Genomic DNA, 23296 nt, shown 5'->3' with positions numbered 1-23296 from the left:
AGGGCATTCCCATGCAGAATACCAATGATTGTCTAATAATCATTAAAAAGAGACAAACTACTGCTAACTTGCATTCGGGAGGGATCACATTGACTGAATTGCCTAGCACAACAAAAAGAAGCGCCACTGCCACGGCTATAGCCGGACGCGGGCGCTTCTTTTCATGATTCTTACAGTTTTTCACGTGCATGTTTAAGGGTGATCGAATTGGCAATGGCTGTCCACATATCCGTTGATTCAGAGCCAACGTACCAGTACGCCAGGCCACCCACTTGCCATTGCAGACTAGCTTGTGCCTTGAGCCCAATCGAACGGCTTTCTTCCAGCCAAATTGTGTGCGTGATGCCTTGCTTTTGATACGTCGAACGGTATTGTCCAACTTTATCGTCCCATACTGTTTTTGCTCTGTATTGTGAGAGCAACTGGTAAGACTCAGGGATGCTAATATCTGTTGACTTCAATGTTCCATTCGATTGGTACCAGTCGCGCGTGTAAAGAGGCATTCCGACGATGAGCTTTTGGGTCGGAACCTCGTCAAGCAGATCGGTAATGACTTTCGTAAACCAAGGCAAGGATGCAACGGAGCCTGCTTGTGACCCACCTACCCAATGCTCTTCATAGGCCATGACTACCAAATAATCCGCATACTTTGCTAATTTGGCAAAATCGAAAGGGTCGCTCCAGTCTGAATCACCATCAGGCGGAATATCTACAGATAGGACAGTACCTTTTGTGTGAAGAGCAGTCGCGAGCTCCTGAATAAACAAGGTGAAGTTGTTGCGATCCGCAGGGGAGAACCCTTCAAAATCGATGTTAATCCCATTTAGGTGGTATTGATCAATGAACGAAGAAAGCTTTTGCACGGCTGCTTTTCGTTTATTGGGATCGGACAGCATGGCGTGAGTAGCATCAGGATCAAATTTATTCCCGAATAGCGGCCACACCTGCTTGCCATTTGCATGTGCCCATTGGACAAGGGAAGTATCCGTAGAGTCGCTAATCGTTCCGTCTTTTTGCAGGAAGTACCAACGTGGAGATAGTGTATTGACTCCGCTATTCTTGACTTGTGCGATGAACTCCTCTGTCGTGGATTGGTATTGCCATCCGAGAGAGACAAGCGACTTTGCTGTAACGTTTTGCTTCTTCAGATTCTCCTGAATTCGATACAAAATAACAGCGGTTTCTTCTCTCGATAGTGCTTGAGTCGGGCGGAAGTAGCCATTGTAGCCAACCAACCAATTTTTTTGTATGGCGTGGCTGACTGAGGGGCGTGCCCAGCTCGAAATCGCATTGGCATCCTTCACGGACAACTGGTAAGAAGACGAAATGCTTTGTTCCAGTGCGCGTACGAGAAATGCAGCGGCCTCTTCGCGAGAAATCGTCTGGTTCGGAGCAAAAGAAGTAGGACCGATGCCATTCGCGATGCGAAGTCCAGCAGCAGCTTGTACGTACCCGTATGCCCATGAGTTTTTCGGAACATCCGAGTAGGCTGCGACGTTGCTGACCACCGGTTTCATACCGAGCGTTCGTGTGAGCATCGCGAGAAACTCAGCACGCGTCACTGGACGAGTTGGGTGAAAGTACCCGTTTTCATCGCCGGAGATGACACCTGCTGCCTGTAGCGAACGGATTTGCTCTTTCGCATAGCTGTTTGCGATATCTTTTAAATTTTTCGTCGAGGCTGTGGATGCTGGGACTCCTATGGCAAAAGAGAGGGCGTACACCAAAAAAGCAAAGGAGACTAACCAGATATGTATGTTTTGTTTTTTCATCATACATCCAGTATAAGGAGAGAGAACCAAGCTTTCATTGGTCAGATTTTGGTAGAAACCTTGCAGGGGTGCCCGAACTCTTTTATTGGAAATGCGATATGATATGATGAAGGAATAAGAATAGAGAGAATGAAGTGAGGCGGAGAGAAATGGAAGACGTACTGATTGTAGGCGGTGGGCCTTGTGGACTGGCAGCGGCAATTGCCTGCAAGCGAGCTGGACTTGATCCCATCATTATTGAAAAAGGGTCGCTTGTTCATTCGATTTATCGCTACCCGACCTATATGATTTTTCATAGCACACCTGATTTACTGGAAATCGGGGGCGTACCTTTCGCAACGGCGAACGACAAGCCGACCAGACAGGAGGCACTCAATTACTATCGACTGGTAGCAGCGCGAGAAAAATTGCGCGTGAACGTATATGAGACGGTGACGGAAGCGAAGAAAACACCAGAAGGCTTCCAGGTTACGACGACAGACCGATTCGCCAAAACGCATACGTACGAAGCGAAAAACTTGGTGATCGCCACAGGTTACTTTGACAATCCGAATCGACTACATGTACCAGGCGAGGAGTTGCCGAAGGTTTCGTCCTTTTACAAGGAAGCACATCCGTATACAGGGCTTGCAGTAGCGGTAGTAGGGGGGAACAACTCTGCCGTTGACGCGGCGATGGAGCTGGAGCGGGCAGGAGCAGAAGTAACGGTGATTTGCCGTCGAACGGATCTTTCCGACAAGGTCAAGGCATGGACAAGGCCTGTTTTTGAGAGTCTGATCAAAAAAGGACGCATCCACATGCTGTTCGGTGCAACAGTTGAGAGCATTGAGGAGTGTTCTATCAGGGTGAGGATGGGCGAGGAAGTCATTACGCTTGCCAATGACCACGTGTTTTCTTTGATTGGATATCGTCCGGATCGTACCTTCCTTCATTCGTTAGGGGTTATGATTGACGAGGAAACGGGAATTCCAGCGCATCATCCAGAGACGATGTCGACGAACATCCCAGGTCTCTATATAGCGGGAGTTATTGCGGCGGGCCATCACGCAAACGCCATTTTTATTGAAAATGGAAGGTTTCACGGTGAGGGTATCGCCCGCCACATTGCCTCTCATAGAGCACAGTGATTACTAGTAGAACGATCCTGAGATAACGTTCACGATCAGCTCTCCAAGCCATACTTCCAACGGAAAGGAACAGGATTGGCATACTGTAGAAAAAAAGGATATCCCGAAATGCCTCATATGAGCATTAACGGGATATCCTTTTGTGCTTAATTTACATACAAGGCGAGGAATCGCTTCTGTATTTCCTCAGGTTCTACAATTTCAATTGTGGTTGAGATCATCCAATAATGTCCGAACGGATCCTTCACACTTCCCGCTCGGTCACCGTAGAATTGATCCGCCATTGGATTAACGACTGTCGCCCCAGCAGCAATCCGCTTTAGTTCTTCGTTTTCCCAAATGTATTCGACTTGCTGATACACGCACAGCACTTCAGCACGTTTCGTGTCAAATTCAGGATCGCGGCGCTCCAAATAATAGCAGACCTTGTGAGGCTGCAAGTCATGAGCATTCAGCAACCGGTAGACACTGCTGGGCGACATACGAGAAAGGCACTCATGGCCAGCTGATACTGCATGATTTCGTACATGTTGAGCCAGGAGACGTTGGGGCCAAACTTCATACGAGTAACCCAACTCTTTGGGTTTCTGACAGGCAAGTGAGATGAAGGCAGCCTCTGACCCGAGTTCCAGTGCTTTATCGACACAACGATTCACCTTTGGGACGGTAGTACTGAGTATCTCTGCAATTTTCGGTATACTGAGGCCGTCGGCATAGTGAAGAAGCATGCGGGCTCGCTCCACCCGACGGTATTCATTTCAGGATCGCTTTACTAGCGATTAGAACTGCCACTCCAATTGTCTGCCTCCGATGAGGTGGTAGTGCAGATGGAAGACGGTTTGTTGTCCGTGTTTGCCAATGTTGGTCACGATACGGAAGCCATCCTCGTTCACGCCCATTGTTTCTGCGACTTTTTGCAGTGACAGATGGAGGTGACCGATCAGCTCCTTGTCCTCAGGCTCGATAGCCAGAACGGATTGAATATGCTTTTTCGGAATCATCAGAACGTGAACAGGGGCAACAGGATTAATGTCGTGAAAAGCCAATACATGCTCGTCCTCATACACTTTTTTAGATGGAATGTCTCCGTTTACAATCTTGCAAAATAGGCAGTCCATAGGGCAATACATCCTTTCCAAAATGATAGATCGTAAAGCCTATTTCGTCATGCGAGTAGGCTTTCCCTGTTTTTTACTCTGGAAAAGTCCGCTCTAAAAACCGAAGAACCTCACGCCAAGAGTGCTCGGATGCGTAGGCGTTGTTTTTGGGCGTGCCACCATTGAGTCGTGTGCGGGTAGTTGGTATGTAAGGAAAGCGGATCCCATGTCCTGTATCCGCGTAACGCAAATGCACCACCGAATGAGCAAACTGATGATCCTTTAACCGCTCGACCATTTGCTCGCAATGCCGGGCTGCTGGCCACCAGTGATCGTCATCCGAGGAGAGGAAGAGGATCGGGCCATTGATTTTTTCCACCGGGATCTCGGCATCTTCTAACCATTCACAAGCAGCCCACGCTTCAGCATGGATGTGATCAATCCGTTGACCTGCTTCGAGCCGCTCTTGCGAGACTTTTGTCTGCTCCTCGGTCCATGGTACGAATGGAAGAGGCTCTCCTTGAAACGACCAAGAGGACTGCGGGGAGAACGTGTCTGATCCAGCGAATGCCTTATCTGTACCGATAGTAACTGTAGAGCAGGGACTCGAAGCAATAACAGCATGTACGTGTCGCTCGAACGATGCTGTGACTAATGCCAATTCTGCACCTTTGGAGCGTCCGAATAACGTGATTTTATCAGGATGTACGGAGGGCTGCTGCTGTAGCCAATGAATGGCGCGTTGAACATATTCAATCGGGATCTGGCGAATATCGTCAGGAAGATCATTGCATTGGAAGTAAGCGAGTGCTAGTGTCGGATAGCCATGAGAGGCGAACAAAGCAGCAAATTGTGAGCAGGAACCAATTCCACCTTCGCTTCCACCAAGTACGACAATGGCGGGTCTTTGTTCAGTGTGAGGTTTTGAAAAATACAGATCGACTAGCCCATGGTCTGTCACTTTCCGTATCGATACGTCGCGAGAGACAAAAATACGTTTTACGACGGCTTTCGCTACGGGTTTATCGTTGACTTCTGCCGCTAATTCTATCTCAGTGGAGCGAGGGGTGAACTGAAAGTCGTCCAGCGAATAGGCATGATAAAAACGCATGGTTTGGACATTCATAGACCAGAAAAGCCCCATCGGATCAATCCCCTCATAAGTACCAAATAAGGGAGCTTGGGAAACTAAATCCACTGAGCCATTTTCGTCTGCTTGGAATATAGCATGTGAGGATGCAGTCAAATCTCCTCCAGGTAAACCATTTTTCAGAGTGGCATGAAGGGTGATTAATTGGTTCGGGATAAACCCGCTGAGTGTAATATGGACGGGAACATCTATTAAGGCTGTTGCAGGGGTAACTTCAATTTGTGGAAGTATCATTTTTGTCAACACTCCTTCCAGATTACGGGAACACTTGACACAGTCATTATAGTAGAATGAATAAAGTTTGACGAGACGAAATGTGACGGTCTGGTTAACTTGACTTCTTGCTTGGGGTGTAACTATAATCATTACAACGAAAGGGTGACAACGTATGAAAATCAGCAGCCGTTTCTCCATTGCGGTCCACATCTTATCACTGCTTTCCATTGATTCTAATTCGCATTGCACTTCGGAATGGATCGCAGGTAGTGTGAATACGAATCCAGTCGTGATCCGACGTGTGCTGGGGCTGTTGAAGAAGGCTGGGCTCGTGAACGTACGTGCCGGAGCTGGCGGCGCTTCTCTCGCCAAGGAATTGGATCAAATCACACTACTAGAGATTTACCGTGCAGTCGATGTCGTGGAAGAAGGGCAACTTTTTCACATCCATGAGCAACCGAATCCCGATTGTCCAGTGGGAGCGAATATACAGTTTGTGCTGGAGTTGATTCTGACCCGTGCGCAGCATGCTATGGAGGAGATTTTGGGCGGAGTGAAAATGTCCGAGCTCGTAAATAACCTTCGTCAAAAAATAACAGAAAAAGCGCAGTAAGAACAAAAATGCCCTTGCGTATGCGAGGGCATTTTTGCCAGGAAGGAGTGCCAGCAACGTGTCGATTCCCGCCACCTGACGGGTGGGAAAGATGCTCTCCATGCTTGTGCAGCTCATCCAGACTGACGGACTATTTTCTTCTCCTTCCAGTTATCTATCTTCAATTGTGGCCTCATGAGAAACAAACCTAACACGATAGCGATAGCAAAGAAGATGGCGAAGAATGGGAAACCGTTGTTTGTTGCATAGATCAAGGCACTCTTAGATTGGACGATTTCTCCCGCTCCCGTTTCGGAAAATAGCGGCAAGACGGATGAAGACTTGACGCTTAGCTGTACAACTACCAATGAGAGAGCTTGACTTATTGCCCGACACATTTCGTAGACAGTCCAGAACATACCTGAAGCGGAGCCAGCGCGCTCTTGCGGAGCAGCAGATAGGACTGCTTTTGCGAGCGAAGGCCAAGACAGACCAGTGGCGGCGGAAATGATAAGAAGCGGGATAATCACAGCCAGGTTCGACAACTGAGAACCAAGTTGTCCAAGTAGCAGAAAGGCTAGGCCTATTAGGAATGATCCTAACAGAATCATGCGCACGGGGCCGAAACGGTCGGCAAGTTTACCGCCAAAAGGGGCCGTGAAGAGTTGGGGAATCGATAATGGGATCATTAACAATCCCGCTTCCAAAGGGCTTAAGCGATGTGCCCCTTGCAGATATAGCATCAGGAGAATGGTGACGGCGAAGTAACCAATGCAATAACTCATCGTGATTCCAAGACCAATCGAATAGTTTCGATAGGTGAAAAGGCTTAGAGGAAAAAGTGGATGCCGAACACGTAGCTCGATGAGTACGAATGCTATCCATAAAAGTAGAGCGGTTGCAAAGAGGCTAAGTGTGGGTACCGATGTCCAACCCCAAGACTGCCCCTCAGACAGTGCGATAAGCAGAGCGACTAAACCTGGTCCAAAGGTCAAAATACCCGGCCAGTCAGTCTTGCCCTTTTCGATTGGGGGCGTGTCTTTGAGAACCAGGAGGCCAGCGATCAAACCAATGACTCCAGCAGGGACAGCTACAAAAAAGATGGATCGCCATCCGAAATCACCGATAAGCGCGCCTCCGATCACCGGACCGATGAGTGATCCAGTCACCCATGATATGTTGTTAATCCCGAGAGCGATTCCGAGTTGATTGGGTGGGAATGTCCGTATGAGGATTGGTGTTGCTGATGCCATTGCCATTGCGGCACCAGTTCCCTGAAGGAGCCGTGCACCGATCAGTGTTGTGCCTGAGTTCGCAAGACCGCACAGCGCAGTGGATATCGTGAACAAGGTGAGCCCCCATAAAAAAATGCGCTTGGTCCCGAGCATATCCGACCAACGCCCAGCGGGAAGCAAAAATAATGTGCTCATGATGTAGAACGCGGTAATCGTCCACATCCCAATGTTGATCGGAATACGCAAATCTTCCATGACAGCAGGAAGACCGATAACCACAATCGTTGCGTCTAAGTTAGTAATGAACGAAACAAGCGTGACCACAGATAAAATAGCCCATTTATTCGAATGTAAGGCTCTCAATTTGTACACTCCTTTGCTTATTCATCTATGATCCATTTGCCGAATTTTTCACGAATCCGAGTCAAGTGGGGCGGGCGTTTCTTTTTCATGATGAAGCAGCCAGCGTTTGCGTGAAAGTCCTCCTCCGTACCCACCCAAATCACCATTAGAGTGGATGACGCGATGACAAGGAATGACAATCGCTAACTGATTCGCACCATTTGCTTGAGCGACAGCACGAAAGGCGCTTGGTTTCCCAATAGCTGCTGCAACCTCGGAATAGGATGAAGTTTGACCGGGCGGGATCGTTTGTAAATGCTCCCAAACCATTTTTTGAAAAGGCGATCCGCACATAAACAAAGGCGTTGCAAATGGTGTGAGCTTTCCGTCAAAATACTCCTCTAACTCACGTTCAATCGAACGGATAGGCGCTGTAGAACCAGGGATAATCGCTGACTTCGTTCTTTGTCGAAGACGTTCAACTTCTCGTTCCAAGCCGCGGCGATCTACGAATTCAAGTAGATATAGCGCTTCTTCATCCGCGATAGCTATCATGGGACCCAGCCGCGTATCCAGCCACGATGCCTTTAAGACATGCTGATCTCCAAGAAGAGTAGGTGCTGCCCCCATAATTCGTGAAAATGCGTCTCGAAAACCACTGCTGGACTCGTATCCGGTGGATAGTTGGGCATCGATGATTGCTTTTCCTTCTCTGATTTCTTTCAGTGCAATCCCCATACGTCGCGCCCTAGCATATTCGACGAACGTCATGCCAAAACGTTTTTTGAATTGGCGTCGCGCTGTTGAAGCGTCTACGGATAATCTTTGAAAGTCTTTTTCCGTCCAGCGCTGCTCGGGGTTTTCTTCTACAGCGTTTACTAGCAGGCGCACGAGCTCTGAAACGTGATTGGGATGTGAAAGTGGACGGCAGCGCTGGCAGGGCCGGAATGAGGCCAGAAGTGCTTGTTTGGCATGAGCAAAAAACTCACAATTCACAAACTTAGGTTTTCTTGCTGGACATGTCGGGCGACAGAATACGCCGGTAGTCTTTACTCCAACAAAAAAGACACCTTCATATTCTGAATTTTTATCTAGTAACGCCTGATAATACTCGGACTTCATCTCGGCCGTTATCATTCTTTTCCCCCTCCATATTTATGTTTTCATTTTATCGCTCACCAAAAATGGCTGCAGCCGAAAATCGTACATTGATTTTTTTAGGTGAGACAAGACTCGACGAGAAGAGTACCGTGAGAGGAGGGGCTTTAGGAGAAACGGATCGTTTGTGGAAATGCCATCTCTGACGATGATGGACTCGATTTAAGCTGGAATTAGCCTGAAAATATCGATATAATAAACGTATTCAGAAATATGCGATAAACCGACAACGGCGTTGGTTGCGCATGGAATGATGAGCAGTTGGCACGTCCGTTCACTGGTGATCGGGAGGTGGAGTATTGCGTCAGCATTATCGAGTCATCATCATAGACGACGACCCCATAACACGTATGGACCTGGTCGAGATGTTGCAAGAGCAGGGATATAACGTCATAGCTGAAGGAAAAAACGGCAAAGAGGCCGTTCGATTGACGCAAATGTGGAACCCGCATCTCATTATTATGGATGTCAAAATGCCAATTATGGACGGTTTGACAGCGACTGGGATTATCCGAGAGCATTCGGACGTGGCTATCCTTCTCTTGACTGCTTACAGTCAAAAGGACATGGTCATGCAAGCCAAAGCGAAAGGGATATGTGCCTATCTGGTCAAACCTGTCATGGAGGAAGAACTGCTACCGGCAGTGGAGTTCGTGCTTACGGGCAGACAATGAACGCAAAAAAGTGAATCGTATGAAGAGCAACGGCGCTTGGACCTAGGCGAGCAATTCGTCTTATGTTTCGAAGCGCTTTTTTACGTTCCATGAGATAGAGTTTACGGAAAGTTGAAAAGAAAGTGAGTGAAGCTAGAGATGAAATTGGCTTGCGTCGTACGTAAACAGCATTACCAGTTTACTTCGGTTCGTGATGTATTGGCAAAAGCGAGTGAAGAAAAGTCTGGCGATCACATGAGTAAACTAGCAGCCAATTCCGCACTGGAGCGGATGGCGGCCAAAGTCGTATTAAGCGAAATGCAACTTCGTGATCTATATGAAAATCCGGTCATACCGTACGAAAAGGACGAAGTGACACGGATCATTTATGATGATATCAATCTCTCTATTTACAATGAGATCAAAAATTGGACAGTAGGGGAGCTACGGGAGTACATCTTGTCGTTTTCCACAGGAATGCCTGAGCTGACACGAATTAGTCGTGGGCTGACCAGCGAGATGATTTCCGCTACGGCCAAACTGATGTCCAGCATTGACCTAGTCATGGCTTCCCAAAAAATGAAGCATCAAGCGTACTGCAACACATTGATCGGCGAGCCGGGAAGACTGGCGTTCCGCTGCCAGCCGAATCACCCAATCGATGATCCCGATGGCATTTTGGCTTCGATGAAGGAAGGCTTGTCATATGGATCAGGCGACGCTGTCATTGGAATTAACCCCAATAACGACTCCGTTGAAAGCGTTACCAAGCTCTTGAAAATGACACATGATTTCATGCAGAAATGGGAAATCCCTACGCAAAACTGCGTACTGGCTCATATCACGACACAGATGCAGGCTCTTCGTGGCGGAGCGCCCATTTCCCTGATGTTCCAAAGTCTGGCAGGTTCACAACGCGCGAATGATGCGTTTGGCGTGAACAAAGAGATTTTGGATGAGGCAATGGAGTTGATGCTCCGAAAAGGCACAGCGTCGGGACCAAACGTCATGTATTTTGAGACAGGGCAAGGCTCCGAAGTGTCGCTGGACTCTCATGAAGGCGTCGATATGCAAACGCTGGAAGCCCGTACGTACGGTTTTTGCCGTCACTGGAAGCCATTCATGGTCAATAACGTCTCTGGCTTTATCGGACCAGAAACACTTTATGATGGCAGACAGATGATTCGTGCCGATCTGGAGGACTTGTTCATGGGCAAGCTGCATGGTTTGCCGATGGGAATCGCTCCGACTTATACGAACCACATGTACGCGGATCAGAATGACCAGGAGATTGCAGGGATGCTGACGACCTTGGCAGGGGCGAATTTTTATATGGGTGTACCAGGTGGGGACGATGTCATGCTCAGTTACCAAGACACGAGCTACCACGATGACGCCAGCTACCGCGAGCTCTTGGGGCTGCGACCTCTCCGAGAATTTGAGAAATGGATGGAAAAAATGGGCCTTATGGAAAATGGTCGTTTGACAGAGCGCGCAGGCGATTTAACCATTTTTGACTAACGCGTGGGGAGGGAAGCAAGATGAAACAGATCAATATGGAAGACTTGGTCCAGCGCGTAATCGATGAGCTGTCCAAAAAAGGCCAAGGAGTGATTCATTTTCCTGAGCAAAAGCAATGCGGGGTCAGGAATCCAAACAATCCAGAAGCACTGGAGCAAGCAATGAAACGAACGCCAGCTCGCATCGGAATCGGGCGGGCGGGTACCCGGATGAAGACGGGAAGCTACCTCCAATTTCGGATTGATCAGGCAGCAGCACGCGATGCGGTCATGAAAACCATCAGTCCAGAGCTGATCGAGAGTCTGCAACTACCCGTCCTCCATTCAAGAGCGACGAGCATGGAGGAGTATTTAATGAACCTCGACTCGGGCCGGATGCTTTCGGATGAATCCGCTCGTTGGCTAGAGCAGAATGGGGATAAAGGAAAAGACGTTCAAATCGTCATCTCGGACGGACTCAGCACCTCGGCGTGTGAGGCGACGATTCCAGACTTGCTGCCTGCGTTAATCCAAGGTCTTTCCATGAGAAACATCAGTGTAGGAAAGCCAGTGTTCATTAACAAAGGTCGCGTCTGGATTCAAGATCAGGTCGCGTCCATCGTAAAATGCAAGGTCGTCATCTCCTTGATCGGGGAAAGACCAGGACTTGCGACGGCAGAAAGTCTCAGTGCTTACATGATTTACAAACCAGATGCCAATACGGTAGAATCAGATCGTACGGTTATTTCTAATATTCATAAGGGTGGCACACTACCGATCGAGGCAGGTGCTTACCTTGCAGAGCTTTTGGAGGAAATTTTGAAGTACCAGGCGAGTGGAGTAAAATTATCACAGCTTCGGGCGATTAACGGGTAGATTCCCACTGGCGCTTCCTCCTGTCTTGCACTAGAATACATAGAAGATAACCAATTTCTATGAGGAGTTGCTACGCATGACGGAGCCAAACCAAAACGAAAAAGATACCACCGAACAAAAGCCTGGGAAAATCAGCCTGCAAGAGGCAATGAAGCGCAAAATGGCAGAAAAGAAACAAGCGCAAGCACAGGCTAATAACCCAATGAATCAAAAGGCGCAAAATCAATCCATGAAAAGCCAGCTCACCAAAAAACCAAACAATCAACGCAGACGTATGGGCGTATAGCTTCAAATGAAGCAAGGCAAAAAGGGAATGTGCAGCAACTTTAGGCTGCAGGTTCCTTTTTTGTATGATCATATATACAGTTTGTTCTTCAAATTTTTAAAGGTATCGATGAACAAATAAAGCTGGCGAGAAGAAAAAGCACAGGGCTCGTAGACCTTGACAACGCCTACCCAGTCGGAACTTCAAAAAGGGGACCACGCTTGTCGAACACTTCTTCTCTGAGAAACTTCCGCCCGTAGGGTGGCTTTGGCTCGACGGTCCCCTTTTTGAAGTGGAGACGTCCAGTGAATCCCCCCAGCTGGCGTGTCAGAGTCGAAGAGACCTGTGCTTTTTCTTCTCCACCACTATGTTGACTCAAAAAAACGGAGGCGTTCATGAAGGTAGAACGGCTACTCGCTATTGTCATCATGCTGTTAAATAAGCGCCGTGTGAGCGCTCGTGAACTATCCGACCACTTTGAAGTATCCTTGCGTACAGTCTATCGGGATTTGGAAACCATTAACGCAGCAGGAATTCCGATCGTCGCGTACCCTGGGGCAAGCGGCGGATACGAGATCATGGAGAATTTTACGATTGATCGGCAATACTTATCCTTGGACGAGCTAGTCGCGGTTATTGCTGCGCTAAAAGGGGTTCATTCCTCCACAGACGATAAGCAAATCGGACAGCTTCTGGAAAAAATAAAAGCGTTGCTCACCAATGCACCATCTTCTTTGCAAGGAAGTGCACATCCCGTTGTTTACGACTTTAATCCGTGGGGCAGTACACCGGCAATCGCCGAAAAAGTAAACAAGCTGCGGGAAGCCATCGATAAGAGACTTCGTGTGCGGATCACCTATACGAAAATGCAAGGCGAAGCAACAGAACGCACCATTGAGCCTGTCACACTGATTATTAAAGGTTATGTGTGGTACGTATATGGCTATTGTTTACAGCGCCAGGAAGATCGTCTGTTTCGCTTATCGCGGATTGCAGACATGTCCGTGCTGACAGAGGAGTTTTCCCCTCGCTCCTATCAAGTAGATAAGCTGGAATGGCTCGAAGAATGGGATACAGCAGAGCGCATTTCTCTTGTCCTCGAATTTGCGCAGCGTGTCCATGTAAGAGTACGGGATATGTTTGCCCCAGAAACGATAGAGACCATGCAGAATGGCTCATTGCTGGTGCGAACGAAGATGACAGACGATGAATGGTTAAACGGTATGCTGCTTAGCTTTGGCGATGCCTTGTGTGTACATGAGCCTTCCCATGTAAGACAGCGAATGGGGGATACGGTAAAAAGAATGGCGAAACTTTATGAATAAACATTGGAACGTTGACAGATAGTTGTCAGGGTATGGTCGTTATACTAAGTCATGTAAACAAACTCTGACAGGAGCGTGGTTAATGATGAACCCAACGATTGTCAAACTGGATGAAATGCGTGTAGCAGGCTTGCAAATTCGGACAACCAATGAGGCGGAATGCGGACCGAATGCGAAAATTGGGGAACTGTGGCAGCGCTATTATCAAGAAGAGCATCCCTTCAAAACTCCCCATCAAAAAGAACCGGGTGTGGTTCTGGGGGTGTATTCCGATTACGACAGTGACGAGACAGGCGAGTACGCCTTGTTAGTGGGAACCGTTGTAGAAAAAAACGGTGAGCTTCCTGCTGAGCTCACAGTCAAGACCTTGCCGGCTTCTACTTACGCTGTATTTACGACTCGTGTCGGCCCAACGGTAGAGGTTGTGATGGAAGCGTGGGCGCAGGTGTGGGAGTGGTCCCATCAACCGGGAAACAAGCGGACATTTACTGGAGATTTCGAACGATATGACGGAGTGCGCTGTGCTGATCCTAACAACGCGCAAGTGGATTTGTACATCGCGATCGCTGAAGAATAATAGTGCAGCATCTCATACATGCAGTCGTAGTCGATCAGGCTATGACTGTTTTGCTATTTTCCATGATTTCTTCACAAGTTTCGTTTACTCTAGAGGGAGCGTGGCAGAGGGGAGTCAAATAGACGGATGGATTGGATAACCAATATAGAAGCCCTGACAGAGTGGATTCGCTCTTTGGGAATGCTGGGGATTGTTGGTAGTATTTTATTGAACATCGTGATCAGTGTGGCAGGTGTATTGCCGTCCATTTTTTTATCGGGTGCAAACGCAGTCGTGTTTGGCTTGTACGGAGGGTTCTTGATTTCCTTAACGGGAGAGGTGGTTGGTGCTTGCATAGCCTTCTTCCTTTACCGCTACACGATCAAAAAAGCAGATCGAAGCGAAAAGCTGAAATCATTCAAATGGGTACATACCATCAATGGAACGACGAGTTTTCGCAAGTGCCTTGCCATCGTTTTGCTCCGGATCAATCCGCTGATGCCTTCGGGTGTAATCAATTTAGGCGCGGCTATGACGAATATCACCTTCGGGCAATTTTTGGTGGCGACCTTGCTAGGAAAAGTGCCGTCGATGGTTTTTGAAACATTCGTCGGTCATGATCTGATTACTTTTGGTGAAAACAAGTTTCGCTTGCTCTTTGCCTTGCTGGCAGGCGCTCTCGTCTTTTTGCTTTTCTGGAAAAAAGGAAAGGCTCAAACACAAGAAGAGTAGGGAGGATTCTTATGTCTACCATTTTGCTAGTCGATGATGAGCCGCAAATTTTAGAAATATTGTCCTCCTATCTGCAAAAGGAAGGCTATCATGTTCTGACTGCTCAAACAGGCAAGGAAGCAATCGAAATGGCTACGACAGTTTCCTTCACCTGTATGATTTTGGACCTGATGCTTCCTGATCTGAGCGGAGAAGAAGTTTGCGTCCAAATTCGCAAAGAGTCGCGTGTCCCGATCTTGATGTTAACGGCGAAAAGTGGAGAGGCGGATCGGGTTCGTGGGCTTACGATTGGCGCTGATGACTATTTAATCAAGCCCTTTAGCCCGAGAGAGCTCGTAGCGCGTGTTCGAGCCGTCATGCGTCGTGCGGGTGATTATTCAACACTCTCCGATTACGTTGAAGTGGGCGATTTGACCATATCGATGAACGAGAAGAGAGTCACGAAAAATGGAGTCGCTTTGGAGGTTACGCCGAACGAATACCGCTTGCTCACAACGCTTGTCCGTTATCCGGGGAGAACGTGGGGCAGGGAGGAGCTCGTGCGTGAGGTCATGGGGTTTGATTTCGAAGGATACGACCGAACTATTGATACGCATATCAAAAACCTTCGCCAAAAGATAGAAGCAGACCCGAAGCAACCGGAGTATATCAAGACGGTGTATGGATTGGGCTATCGCTTTGACGATCCCATGAAGAAGTGAGGCCACGATGAAGCGTATATGGGTAAAGCTCGCCTTCGTGATCATGACAGTCGGCGCCTGCGCTGTTCTTTTTTCCTCATTGTTGTCTGTAAAGGAAATGGATGTTCATTTTTCTATGTATGCCGATGAAGTGAGAAATCAGCATAACCAAGAAATATCGCGTGTCGCACTCCAGGCGTATCAAGACAATCAAGGCTGGGGAGCGGAAGGCTATCATAAGCTTGAAGCGGTTTCTGAGGTCTTGGGATTGCATATCACACTCCTCGATCAACAGCAACAAGTGAAAAACGAATGGGGCAAGCGGCCAGTCCATACAAGCAATTACAGTGTTGACAAGATTCCCCTTGTCAGCAAGGGTGTCATGATCGGGCAACTGGTGATTAGCCACGATGATCGGAGTGCGTATACGAACTTGGAAAGTCATTTCCAATGGGCGCATAAAAATACAACACTGTGGACAATGGGGGTGCTGCTCATCCTGGTCATGATCATCAGTATACCGCTCGCCCGGATCATGGTGCGTCCCGTCGTACAAGTGAGCACCGCAGCGCAACGAGTCGCGCGAGGCAATCTGTCGATACGGGTACCGGAGCCTCGTGGCAAGGATGAGGTTATGTCATTGGTCGCAGATTTTAACAACCTGGTTCAAAGTCTGGAGCATCAGGAGGAGCTGCGCAAGCGACTGACCTCCGATATTGCCCATGAATTGCGAACACCACTGAACACCTTGCTGGCGCAAGTCGAGGGGATGATCGACGGCATATGGGAAGCAACTCCCAAAAATCTCGAAAGCACAAGGTCAGAGGTATTGCGTTTGAGCCGTCTCGTCCGCGATTTAGATCAGGTGATCCAGGTGGAGTCGGGTTCCTTGCAAATGCGCAGTGAAGAGGTGCAATTGAGTCAGGTTGTCAAAGAAGTCACTGACTCGATGAGTGCTACGTTTGCCCGTGCGCAAGTGAATTATCACTTGAAAGGAGATCATGCTGACTGGATCCAAGGGGACAGGCAAAGACTGGCGCAACTTGTGGCCAATTTGTTGACGAATGCCTGCAAGCATACGCCAGTCGGTGGAGAAGTCGTTGTTACGGTAGACAAACCGAGTACGATGGTCCGTTTGCAAGTGAAGGACAGCGGCACGGGTATCGATCAAAAGGACATCCCGTACGTCTTTGAGCGCTTTTATCGGGGAGATCGCTCGCGAGCAAGGGAACGCGGTGGAGCGGGATTGGGGCTGACGATTGTGAAAGGTATTGTAGAGGCACACGAGGGAATCATCTCGTTGGATAGCAGGGTGGGTGTAGGAACAACCATTACGATTTTATTTCCGCCAAAAGGGCATGAAATCGAATGATCTGTTTCGCTCTGGCTGCACTTCGTTTATGATGGAAAGAGAATGGGAATATTCGATACAAAGAGGGAGAGCACATGTTTGATTGGACTACCATGGGAGCATTTTTGGCTGTTGTGATCGGCCTCTTTTTAATTCCGGGACCCGCTGTCCTGTTAACTGCGACACGTACCGTACAGGGAGGACGTAAAGCAGGCATTATGGCAGGGCTTGGCATTGCTACAGGCGACTTCATTCATACGATTTTTGCTGCGGTCGGTTTGTCCGCGATATTGATGACATCTGCATGGGCCTTCCATCTCGTAAAATTTGCGGGAGCGGCTTACTTGGTTTATTTAGGGGTTCGGGCCATGCTTGAAAAACCGGTTGACCCAGAGTTGCCAAAAGTAACACCGTTGCCACCGCTGCAATCGTATGGGCAAGCGATCCTCGCAGAAGTTCTGAATCCGAAGACCGCGTTGTTTTTTCTGGCGTTTCTGCCACAATTCGTACATCCGGAGCGTGGGGGAGCCATTTACCAATTCCTTGTCTTGGGATTGATTTTCGCCATCTTGGGGTTCTTTTACACCGCGTTGATTGCGATCAGCATCAGACCACTGGGGCATCTGGTGAAGCGAATTTCCTGGCTGGGCCGCTGGAGTGGCAAGATCGTAGGTTCTGTTTACATCTTATTGGGATTAAAAGTAGCGCTGCAAGAAAGATAAAGAATGAGTCGGGGAGACAGTCTTCCCGACTTTTTTTATTGCTTGATGATTGGTGTAAGGTACTTTTTGGTGCCTATGATACTTGAAAGTACGTACTTCCTATCAAGTTAGGCATGAGACATAATAGCATTCAGAACCAACATATTCGCCAATCATAATGCCAATCATAATAAGTAAGGGCCCTACTTTGTGAACGGCAAGAAAATAAAGGGAGGATACAACTTAGATGAGCACGATTACATCCAATGTGAAGCAGCAAGCAACTGGTGCGAAAAAATCCACTCTTGCTTTACTTGCACTCGCAATCAGTGCATTTGGTATTGGGACGACTGAATTCGTTATCGTCGGTTTATTGTCTACTGTCGCACAGGATTTGAAAGTAACCATCACTCTAGCAGGCCTACTGATTTCTGGATATGCATTAGGAGTAGCTATTGGTGCACCGATTATTACAGCACTCACAAGTCGAATTCCACGCAAAGCGCTGCTCATGCTTTTGATGATTGTCTTTGTTGTCGGAAACAGTGCGGCAGCCTTGTCGAGTAGCTTTGCAATCTTAATCGTTGCCCGTTTCTTTACCGCATTTTCTCATGGGGTATTTTTCTCCATCGGCTCGACGATTGCAGCCGATCTGGTGCCAGAAAACAAGCGTGCCAGCGCGATTGCGACGATGTTTACCGGTCTGACCGTTGCAACCGTTACAGGAGTACCTTTGGGAACGTATATTGGTCAAATGTTTGGATGGAGAGCGACTTTTTGGGGAGTGGCCATTCTTGGCGTGATTGCACTTATCTCAACAGCGATTCTGGTACCAAGCAATTTAAAAAATGCCAAGCCAGCTTCCATTAAAGATCAAGTGAAAATTATTACAAACTTGCCACTGTTGCTTGTCTTTGCCATTACGGCTCTTGGCTACGGCGGTACCTTTGTAACCTTTACGTTCTTAGGTCCGATTCTGGAAGAAATCACAGGTTATCAAGCGAGCGCCGTCAGTCTGATTCTTCTCGTCTATGGGATTGCAGTAGCGATTGGAAATACGGTCGGAGGAAAAGCAGCTGACAAGAATCCGTTAAAAGCACTGCGCTGGATGTTTATCATTCAGGCGATCATTCTGATCATCTTAACATTTACCGCTCCGTTCAAATGGGTGGGAACGCTCACGATTATGCTGATGGGCCTCTTGGCTTTTATGAACGTACCAGGCTTACAGGTATATGTCGTGCAGTTGGCTGAAAAATACGTGCCAAGCGCTGTTGATGTAGCTTCTGCCATTAACATCGCAGCATTCAATCTCGGCATTGCGATTGGTGCCTTCGTGGGGGGAATCATTGTCGATACGATCGGATTGATTCATACCCCATGGGTCGGCGGCGTGATGGTATTAGGTGCAGCACTACTCACGGTGATCAGCAGCAAGCTGGAAAAAGCTCGTCAGTAATCGAACAAAGACGGCGGATGGATGAAAGCATGTGTCCGTCGTTGGTTTCCAAATACATCACGTGAGGAGAGAGCATCGATGAGTAAATTCGACGGTCATTATGGTTTTCAGCGAATGTTCCAAGAAGGAAAGATGACCTTGGGATTTCACATTCCGCTAGAGGCATACGAATGGGATGCACCGACAATGGAGCGCCAGGTTGAACTCGTCCGAGCAGCAGAAGACTATGGCTTTACCGGAATCTGGCTGCGCGATGTGATTTTGCAGGACCCTGCTTTTGGTGACCCTGCAACCGGGCAAATTTATGACATGATGATTTATTTAACCTATTTGGCTGCGCAAACCAAAAAAATCGCTTTTGGTACCTCGAGTATCGTGCTTCCATTGCGGCATCCGCTGCGAGTGGCAAAAGAGACAGCGACCATCGAAAATTTGTTTCCCCAACGTTTGATGATGGGGATTTCTTCTGGGGACAGACGGGCTGATTTTCATGGATTGAATGTGCCACATGAACAGCGTGCGGAGTTGTTTCGCGACGGTTACGACTACTTGCAGAAGGTTATGGCAGAGGATTTCCCGAAAATCAACTCTCCATACGGTATGATTAATGGAGCGAATCTTGTGCCTAAATCGACTTCGCCCATTCCTACCTTTATCACGGGGTACAGTCAACAAACGATGGACTGGTTTGCGCAAAACGGAGATGGCTGGATTTATTACCCCCGTGATCCATTCAATCAAGCACATGCCATCCAAGAATGGAGAGAGCTTGTCCAGAAATATCATCCAGGTGTATTCAAGCCGTTTATTCAGCCTCTTCACTTGGATCTTGCGGAAGACCCGTATGAGTCAGTCACGCCGATTCGATTAGGGTACCGAGTCGGTAGAAAAATGCTTGTAGAACTGCTGGCCATGTATCAAGAGGTCGGTGTCAACCATTTGTTCTTCGCCCTGTTCCCTAGCCAGCGTCCCATTGACGAGGTCATTGATGAGCTTGGACAAGAAGTATTGCCTTATTTCCCGGCTCATATCGACGCACCGGAGCGGGTTTGACAACATCTTCGCATGAGGAGGGGAGGATATGGGACGATACAATATCCCTGTAGAGGCAACATTGGAAGTTATTGGAGGAAAATGGAAAGTAGTGATCCTCTGCTTGTTGGCAAAAGGGGCAAAGAGGACAAGCGAATTGAAACGAGCAATGCCTGCCATCACGCAAAAAATGTTAACACAGCAACTGCGAGAATTGGAAACGGACAACATCATTACCCGCAATGTGTATCAGCAGGTTCCCCCGCGTGTCGAGTATGACTTGACGGAGTACGGCAAGACACTGTCGAAGGTCCTGGATGTCATGTGTGAATGGGGAGAGAGTCACATCGAAAACCAATTGCGAAAAATAGTCGAATGAAAAGGGGAAGTTCGATGAGAGGAATTGGCATGAAGCAATACGGCGGCATCGAACAGTTAACAGAAATTGAACTGCCAACGAAATCAATCGGGCCGGACGATTTACTCATATCGATAAAAGCGAGCGGGGTAAATCCTGTGGATTGGAAAGTGCGGGAAGGACTGCTGCAAGCAGATTTTCCTTTTGAACTGCCACTTATTTTAGGGTGGGATGCGGCGGGCACGGTAACGGCTGTCGGTACGAATGTGCAGGATTTTCAAATCGGAGACGATGTCTTCTTCCGTCCAGAGCTGGATAGGGAAGGGACATACGCAGATGAAATTGTCGTTCCGGCGAATATCGTAGCCCCGATGCCACATGGTTTGTCGTATGCGGAAGCGGCGGGATCGGTTCCATGGCGATTCAGCTAGCAAAAGCGCTAGGTGCCTATGTGGCTACGACAACCAGCTCCAAAAATAGCGATTTTGTCCGTGAGCTGGGAGCAGATGAAGTCATTGTTTATGATCAAGGACCACTTCATACCTCTACAAAATTTTCATTCATGTTGGACACGCTGGGTGGAGAAGCGTATGGTGATGCTCTAAAATTGATGAAGCGGCAAGGAAGAGTGGCAACCATTATAAGCGAGCGTGACGCCAAGAAACTTTCGTTCGCTGATGCGGTTGAGAATGAACGAGAGCTGGTTGTTACTTTTGTGTTTACGCGTCCAGATGGGGTAAATCTGAATCATATCCGTGCGCTAGTGGAAGCCAAGAACGTAAAGCCTATCTTGACGAAGGTATATCCATTGACGCTTGAAGGGGTTCGAGATGCGCATCTCTTTAGTCAAACGGGTAGAGTGCGTGGCAAGATTGTGCTCGTCCATTCATGATGGGGAAATGTGATTTATAATTGATGTTTTCACTGCTTATATTTAAGTATGTCACCTGATTATAAGGAAAAGTGACAAATAACATCTGAAACCTGTTATGACAAACCGTTGTCATAACAGGTTTTTTTGAACTTTTTATAATGTCAGGTTTGATTAGCTGTTTAGGGGAAGTGTCATAATGTTATATCAAGGATTTTTTCCATCTATGCTGTTTTGACACTGAGTGGTTTTGGGCAATTCTGTATAAGCTAAAGAGATCATTACGAGTGATCAAGTGGGGGAATGTCTCATGGATTGGTATGACCGATTAAATGAATACTTTCCAGAATATGAAATGAAAAAGGAAGGACAAATTCAGGCGCTTATCAGGGAAACAGACATTTACCACAAAGTCGATACAGACAAATTTCTTTTGCTGTACGCGGAGTTTCCGACGTTTATCTTCATCGATTACCTCCTAATCAATCCTGCCACGCGTGGACAAGGTATCGGTACCAAGGTCATCCAGACACTCAAAAAGAGAGGGAAAGACATCATTCTGGAGGTAGAACCTATCGATCGAAATGATGAAGATTCCATCAAGAGAGTCCATTTTTATCAAAAGAACGGGTTTGTGAAAGCGGACCGCATTCAATACAGCTGGGAAGAAGAAAATGGCGAGACATATGAAATGAAAATCTATTACTGGAGTCCGCACAATGATCTACCACAGGAAGTCGTACTCGGGAATATGTCCAAGGCCTGTCAGGAGATCCACAACTTCCGCGCCCACCAATACTACGGACGAAATGTTGCCAATCCGGATGAAGTGCTGCATTGGAAACACTAATGACGCCTTCAAGTTAGTCCAACACCCCTGTAAAAGAAGGGGTGTTGGTATTCAATCAATCAGAGCAATACTTATTTTTTGAAAACCTATTCTGGGTGTGCCAGTAAAATAGGAGTCGCCACGCATAAAAAATGTTAAGGCCTTAGTGGGAGAAGAAATTCGCAAACATGGATGTAGTATTATTGAATGTCGCATCCATTTGCTAATCAATAGATCACAGCTCCAGGATTCCCTTATTCCAGATAAAAATTATAGTTACCATCGAACCTGACTTTGAGCAGTTGATGATTGATACAACGATTGTTCGTGTCCACCAGCATGGAGCTGGCCCAAAAGGGGGCAAAGCAAGCAAGCGATCGGACGTTCCCGGGGCGGATTAACGACCAAGATTCATGCCGTGGCCGATGCACTGGGAAACCCGCTACACTTTGAATTAACGCCTGGACAGGCACACGATTCCGTGATGGGTTACGAAATGCTTTCGACCCTGGATCTACAAAATCGAGAAGTGTTGGCGGATCGGGCTTACGATACCGATGCAATTGTTACCTTGTTGAAGGAGCAACAAGCAACCCCTGTTATTCCGAGCAAGCGAAACCGGCGAAAGAAGCGAGAGCTTATGACAAGTATACGTATAAAGAACGGCATCTAATCGAATGCTTTTTTAATAAAATGAAGAATTATGGGCGCTTGGCGACCCGCTATGACAAGATAGCGAGCATGTTCAAGGCCATTTTTGGCGTTGATTTCGATGAGGTTATGGGTGAAATAAGTTTGCGTACAGGCCCTAGATAAAATCAACCGTCACAGTTGGCGGTTGATTTTATTTCACCGTTTGTAGAGTAATGCTGCTCAGTAAAAGTCGAGGGGGAAAAGAAAGGGATCAGTGTAAATTGCTTACCTGATTACAAGTGTTTTTGAAAAAATGCCAGTTCAAAATCAGTAGTAATATCAGGATGTTTAAGGACAGTTGTTGTGATAACTCACAGGAAAAGAGCGAGTAAGTTGGAATGTAACAGCGGCGGGCTAGGATTGGATTTTTCAACCGAGCCCACCGCTGTTTTCATGAAAAAGCCAGCGTGACGGTGTAGATCGCCTTCGCTGGTAACCGTCCGCTCTTCACCGCTTTCGAATGACGGCCCCCTGCAGAACGAAAGTAATCCCTAAGATTCCTACGATGGCAAACAGGCGAATGAAACCGTTGGAGACAAACAGATTGACGCAGATCAGCCCAATGATGATCAGAATAAGCAAGATCACCGTTTTACCCGACATGTACATATTCCCCTTTCCCCAAACAGAGTGGTCTCGTCAAATCGGAATATGCGGGTCGTTTCATGGGGTATGTAATTTGACTTTTTGTTGTCAGAATCTTCTGTTCGAATTCTAAGTACTTACT

The 23296-nt window shown here is 47.6% G+C and carries 26 protein-coding genes; 19 read left to right on the top strand and 7 right to left on the bottom strand.

Going from position 1 to position 23296, the window contains the following annotated elements; genetic code table 11:
* Nucleotides 1-170: 170 nt before the first annotated feature.
* Nucleotides 171-1772: an S-layer homology domain-containing protein gene (locus E8L90_RS09785; RefSeq protein ID WP_244297196.1), complete on the bottom strand. Its 1602-nt coding sequence runs from the start codon at nt 1770-1772 to the stop codon at nt 171-173.
* A gap of 149 nt (nt 1773-1921) precedes the next feature.
* Between E8L90_RS09785 and E8L90_RS09780 the strand changes: the two genes are divergently transcribed.
* Complete coding sequence (locus E8L90_RS09780) at nt 1922-2899, top strand: YpdA family putative bacillithiol disulfide reductase (protein WP_137029223.1); 978 nt, start codon at nt 1922-1924, stop codon at nt 2897-2899.
* 146 nt (nt 2900-3045) lie between these two features.
* Here E8L90_RS09780 and E8L90_RS09775 read toward each other — a convergent pair whose 3' ends face one another.
* The 3 genes from E8L90_RS09775 to E8L90_RS09765 all read right to left on the bottom strand — a co-directional run bounded on the left by E8L90_RS09775 (nt 3046) and on the right by E8L90_RS09765 (nt 5380).
* On the bottom strand, nt 3046-3627 hold the full coding sequence (locus E8L90_RS09775; protein ID WP_162309074.1) for a hypothetical protein: 582 nt from the start codon (nt 3625-3627) through the stop codon (nt 3046-3048).
* Nucleotides 3628-3678: 51 nt separating this feature from the next.
* Nucleotides 3679-4017: a histidine triad nucleotide-binding protein gene (locus E8L90_RS09770; RefSeq protein WP_007727375.1), complete on the bottom strand. Its 339-nt coding sequence runs from the start codon at nt 4015-4017 to the stop codon at nt 3679-3681.
* 73 nt (nt 4018-4090) lie between these two features.
* Entirely contained in the window at nt 4091-5380 is a 1290-nt protein-coding gene (locus E8L90_RS09765) for an acyl-CoA thioesterase/bile acid-CoA:amino acid N-acyltransferase family protein (RefSeq protein ID WP_137029221.1), read from the bottom strand.
* Between the two features lie 154 nt (nt 5381-5534).
* On the opposite strand from E8L90_RS09765, the gene E8L90_RS09760 reads away from it, so the two are divergent.
* Nucleotides 5535-5975 carry an Rrf2 family transcriptional regulator gene (locus E8L90_RS09760; RefSeq protein ID WP_137029220.1) on the top strand — a complete coding sequence of 147 codons (441 nt, stop codon included), beginning with the start codon at nt 5535-5537 and terminating at the stop codon, nt 5973-5975.
* A 113-nt stretch (nt 5976-6088) separates the two neighbouring features.
* Here the strand turns inward: E8L90_RS09760 and E8L90_RS09755 are convergent, their stop codons facing one another.
* Entirely contained in the window at nt 6089-7561 is a 1473-nt protein-coding gene (locus E8L90_RS09755; protein ID WP_244297195.1) for an MFS transporter, read from the bottom strand.
* A 39-nt stretch (nt 7562-7600) separates the two neighbouring features.
* Nucleotides 7601-8668, bottom strand: coding sequence for a bifunctional transcriptional activator/DNA repair enzyme AdaA (locus E8L90_RS09750; RefSeq protein WP_137029218.1), 1068 nt, complete (start codon nt 8666-8668; stop codon nt 7601-7603).
* Between the two features lie 320 nt (nt 8669-8988).
* Between E8L90_RS09750 and E8L90_RS09745 the strand changes: the two genes are divergently transcribed.
* The 17 genes from E8L90_RS09745 to E8L90_RS30735 all read left to right on the top strand — a co-directional run bounded on the left by E8L90_RS09745 (nt 8989) and on the right by E8L90_RS30735 (nt 22549).
* A complete protein-coding gene (locus E8L90_RS09745; RefSeq protein WP_137029217.1) occupies nt 8989-9363 on the top strand; it encodes a response regulator in 375 nt (124 codons plus the stop codon).
* Nucleotides 9364-9501: 138 nt separating this feature from the next.
* A complete protein-coding gene (locus E8L90_RS09740; RefSeq protein ID WP_016740425.1) occupies nt 9502-10863 on the top strand; it encodes an ethanolamine ammonia-lyase subunit EutB in 1362 nt (453 codons plus the stop codon).
* Nucleotides 10864-10883: 20 nt separating this feature from the next.
* The gene (gene eutC / locus E8L90_RS09735) at nt 10884-11717 is read left to right on the top strand and encodes an ethanolamine ammonia-lyase subunit EutC (protein ID WP_137029216.1); all 834 of its coding nucleotides are present in this window, start codon (nt 10884-10886) and stop codon (nt 11715-11717) included.
* Nucleotides 11718-11793: 76 nt separating this feature from the next.
* Nucleotides 11794-12003 carry a hypothetical protein gene (locus E8L90_RS09730; protein ID WP_137029215.1) on the top strand — a complete coding sequence of 70 codons (210 nt, stop codon included), beginning with the start codon at nt 11794-11796 and terminating at the stop codon, nt 12001-12003.
* 374 nt (nt 12004-12377) lie between these two features.
* Nucleotides 12378-13307, top strand: a complete 930-nt coding sequence (locus E8L90_RS09720) for a helix-turn-helix transcriptional regulator (protein WP_137029213.1) — start codon at nt 12378-12380, stop codon at nt 13305-13307.
* A gap of 82 nt (nt 13308-13389) precedes the next feature.
* Entirely contained in the window at nt 13390-13884 is a 495-nt protein-coding gene (locus E8L90_RS09715; RefSeq protein ID WP_137029212.1) for a GyrI-like domain-containing protein, read from the top strand.
* Between the two features lie 126 nt (nt 13885-14010).
* A complete protein-coding gene (locus tag E8L90_RS09710) occupies nt 14011-14595 on the top strand; it encodes a TVP38/TMEM64 family protein (protein ID WP_137029211.1) in 585 nt (194 codons plus the stop codon).
* An 11-nt stretch (nt 14596-14606) separates the two neighbouring features.
* A complete protein-coding gene (locus tag E8L90_RS09705) occupies nt 14607-15296 on the top strand; it encodes a response regulator transcription factor (protein WP_137029210.1) in 690 nt (229 codons plus the stop codon).
* Nucleotides 15297-15303: 7 nt separating this feature from the next.
* Entirely contained in the window at nt 15304-16647 is a 1344-nt protein-coding gene (locus tag E8L90_RS09700) for a sensor histidine kinase (protein ID WP_137029209.1), read from the top strand.
* A gap of 74 nt (nt 16648-16721) precedes the next feature.
* A complete protein-coding gene (locus E8L90_RS09695) occupies nt 16722-17348 on the top strand; it encodes a LysE family translocator (protein ID WP_137029208.1) in 627 nt (208 codons plus the stop codon).
* 226 nt (nt 17349-17574) lie between these two features.
* A complete protein-coding gene (locus tag E8L90_RS09690) occupies nt 17575-18786 on the top strand; it encodes an MFS transporter (protein WP_137029207.1) in 1212 nt (403 codons plus the stop codon).
* 78 nt (nt 18787-18864) lie between these two features.
* Nucleotides 18865-19839, top strand: coding sequence for an LLM class oxidoreductase (locus E8L90_RS09685; protein ID WP_137029206.1), 975 nt, complete (start codon nt 18865-18867; stop codon nt 19837-19839).
* Nucleotides 19840-19867: 28 nt separating this feature from the next.
* Complete coding sequence (locus E8L90_RS09680; RefSeq protein ID WP_137029205.1) at nt 19868-20197, top strand: winged helix-turn-helix transcriptional regulator; 330 nt, start codon at nt 19868-19870, stop codon at nt 20195-20197.
* Nucleotides 20198-20211: 14 nt separating this feature from the next.
* A complete protein-coding gene (locus E8L90_RS30745) occupies nt 20212-20607 on the top strand; it encodes an alcohol dehydrogenase catalytic domain-containing protein (RefSeq protein WP_244297194.1) in 396 nt (131 codons plus the stop codon).
* A complete protein-coding gene (locus E8L90_RS30740) occupies nt 20592-21068 on the top strand; it encodes a zinc-binding dehydrogenase (protein ID WP_244297193.1) in 477 nt (158 codons plus the stop codon). Before E8L90_RS30745 ends, E8L90_RS30740 begins: the two co-directional genes overlap by 16 nt.
* Before the next feature lie 289 nt (nt 21069-21357).
* The gene (locus E8L90_RS09670; RefSeq protein WP_137029204.1) at nt 21358-21897 is read left to right on the top strand and encodes a GNAT family N-acetyltransferase; all 540 of its coding nucleotides are present in this window, start codon (nt 21358-21360) and stop codon (nt 21895-21897) included.
* Nucleotides 21898-22252: 355 nt separating this feature from the next.
* On the top strand, nt 22253-22549 hold the full coding sequence (locus E8L90_RS30735; RefSeq protein ID WP_279633708.1) for a transposase: 297 nt from the start codon (nt 22253-22255) through the stop codon (nt 22547-22549).
* Between the two features lie 467 nt (nt 22550-23016).
* Here E8L90_RS30735 and E8L90_RS30250 read toward each other — a convergent pair whose 3' ends face one another.
* The gene (locus E8L90_RS30250; protein WP_167497593.1) at nt 23017-23172 is read right to left on the bottom strand and encodes a hypothetical protein; all 156 of its coding nucleotides are present in this window, start codon (nt 23170-23172) and stop codon (nt 23017-23019) included.
* Between the last annotated feature and the right edge of the window lie 124 nt (nt 23173-23296).

This window comes from Brevibacillus antibioticus (assembly GCF_005217615.1).
Taxonomy (GTDB): domain Bacteria; phylum Bacillota; class Bacilli; order Brevibacillales; family Brevibacillaceae; genus Brevibacillus; species Brevibacillus antibioticus.
The sequence above is the reverse complement of the archived record's forward strand: the minus strand, read 5'-3'. Positions and strand labels throughout refer to the sequence as shown.

Excerpts from the sequence above, each read along its gene's own strand:
- E8L90_RS09670 (WP_137029204.1), top strand. The coding sequence starts at position 21,358 with ATGGATTGGTATGACCGATTAAATGAATACTTTCCAGAATATGAAATG.
- eutC (WP_137029216.1), top strand. The coding sequence starts at position 10,884 with ATGAAACAGATCAATATGGAAGACTTGGTCCAGCGCGTAATCGATGAG.
- E8L90_RS09705 (WP_137029210.1), top strand. The coding sequence starts at position 14,607 with ATGTCTACCATTTTGCTAGTCGATGATGAGCCGCAAATTTTAGAAATA.
- E8L90_RS09695 (WP_137029208.1), top strand. The coding sequence starts at position 16,722 with ATGTTTGATTGGACTACCATGGGAGCATTTTTGGCTGTTGTGATCGGC.
- E8L90_RS09750 (WP_137029218.1), bottom strand. The coding sequence starts at position 8,668 with ATGATAACGGCCGAGATGAAGTCCGAGTATTATCAGGCGTTACTAGAT.
- E8L90_RS09730 (WP_137029215.1), top strand. The coding sequence starts at position 11,794 with ATGACGGAGCCAAACCAAAACGAAAAAGATACCACCGAACAAAAGCCT.
- E8L90_RS09760 (WP_137029220.1), top strand. The coding sequence starts at position 5,535 with ATGAAAATCAGCAGCCGTTTCTCCATTGCGGTCCACATCTTATCACTG.
- E8L90_RS09720 (WP_137029213.1), top strand. The coding sequence starts at position 12,378 with ATGAAGGTAGAACGGCTACTCGCTATTGTCATCATGCTGTTAAATAAG.
- E8L90_RS09685 (WP_137029206.1), top strand. The coding sequence starts at position 18,865 with ATGAGTAAATTCGACGGTCATTATGGTTTTCAGCGAATGTTCCAAGAA.
- E8L90_RS09765 (WP_137029221.1), bottom strand. The coding sequence starts at position 5,380 with ATGATACTTCCACAAATTGAAGTTACCCCTGCAACAGCCTTAATAGAT.
- E8L90_RS30250 (WP_167497593.1), bottom strand. The coding sequence starts at position 23,172 with ATGTCGGGTAAAACGGTGATCTTGCTTATTCTGATCATCATTGGGCTG.
- E8L90_RS09775 (WP_162309074.1), bottom strand. The coding sequence starts at position 3,627 with ATGCTTCTTCACTATGCCGACGGCCTCAGTATACCGAAAATTGCAGAG.
- E8L90_RS09740 (WP_016740425.1), top strand. The coding sequence starts at position 9,502 with ATGAAATTGGCTTGCGTCGTACGTAAACAGCATTACCAGTTTACTTCG.
- E8L90_RS09780 (WP_137029223.1), top strand. The coding sequence starts at position 1,922 with ATGGAAGACGTACTGATTGTAGGCGGTGGGCCTTGTGGACTGGCAGCG.
- E8L90_RS09785 (WP_244297196.1), bottom strand. The coding sequence starts at position 1,772 with ATGAAAAAACAAAACATACATATCTGGTTAGTCTCCTTTGCTTTTTTG.
- E8L90_RS09690 (WP_137029207.1), top strand. The coding sequence starts at position 17,575 with ATGAGCACGATTACATCCAATGTGAAGCAGCAAGCAACTGGTGCGAAA.
- E8L90_RS09680 (WP_137029205.1), top strand. The coding sequence starts at position 19,868 with ATGGGACGATACAATATCCCTGTAGAGGCAACATTGGAAGTTATTGGA.
- E8L90_RS09700 (WP_137029209.1), top strand. The coding sequence starts at position 15,304 with ATGAAGCGTATATGGGTAAAGCTCGCCTTCGTGATCATGACAGTCGGC.
- E8L90_RS09710 (WP_137029211.1), top strand. The coding sequence starts at position 14,011 with ATGGATTGGATAACCAATATAGAAGCCCTGACAGAGTGGATTCGCTCT.
- E8L90_RS09770 (WP_007727375.1), bottom strand. The coding sequence starts at position 4,017 with ATGGACTGCCTATTTTGCAAGATTGTAAACGGAGACATTCCATCTAAA.
- E8L90_RS09715 (WP_137029212.1), top strand. The coding sequence starts at position 13,390 with ATGATGAACCCAACGATTGTCAAACTGGATGAAATGCGTGTAGCAGGC.
- E8L90_RS30740 (WP_244297193.1), top strand. The coding sequence starts at position 20,592 with ATGGCGATTCAGCTAGCAAAAGCGCTAGGTGCCTATGTGGCTACGACA.
- E8L90_RS30745 (WP_244297194.1), top strand. The coding sequence starts at position 20,212 with ATGAGAGGAATTGGCATGAAGCAATACGGCGGCATCGAACAGTTAACA.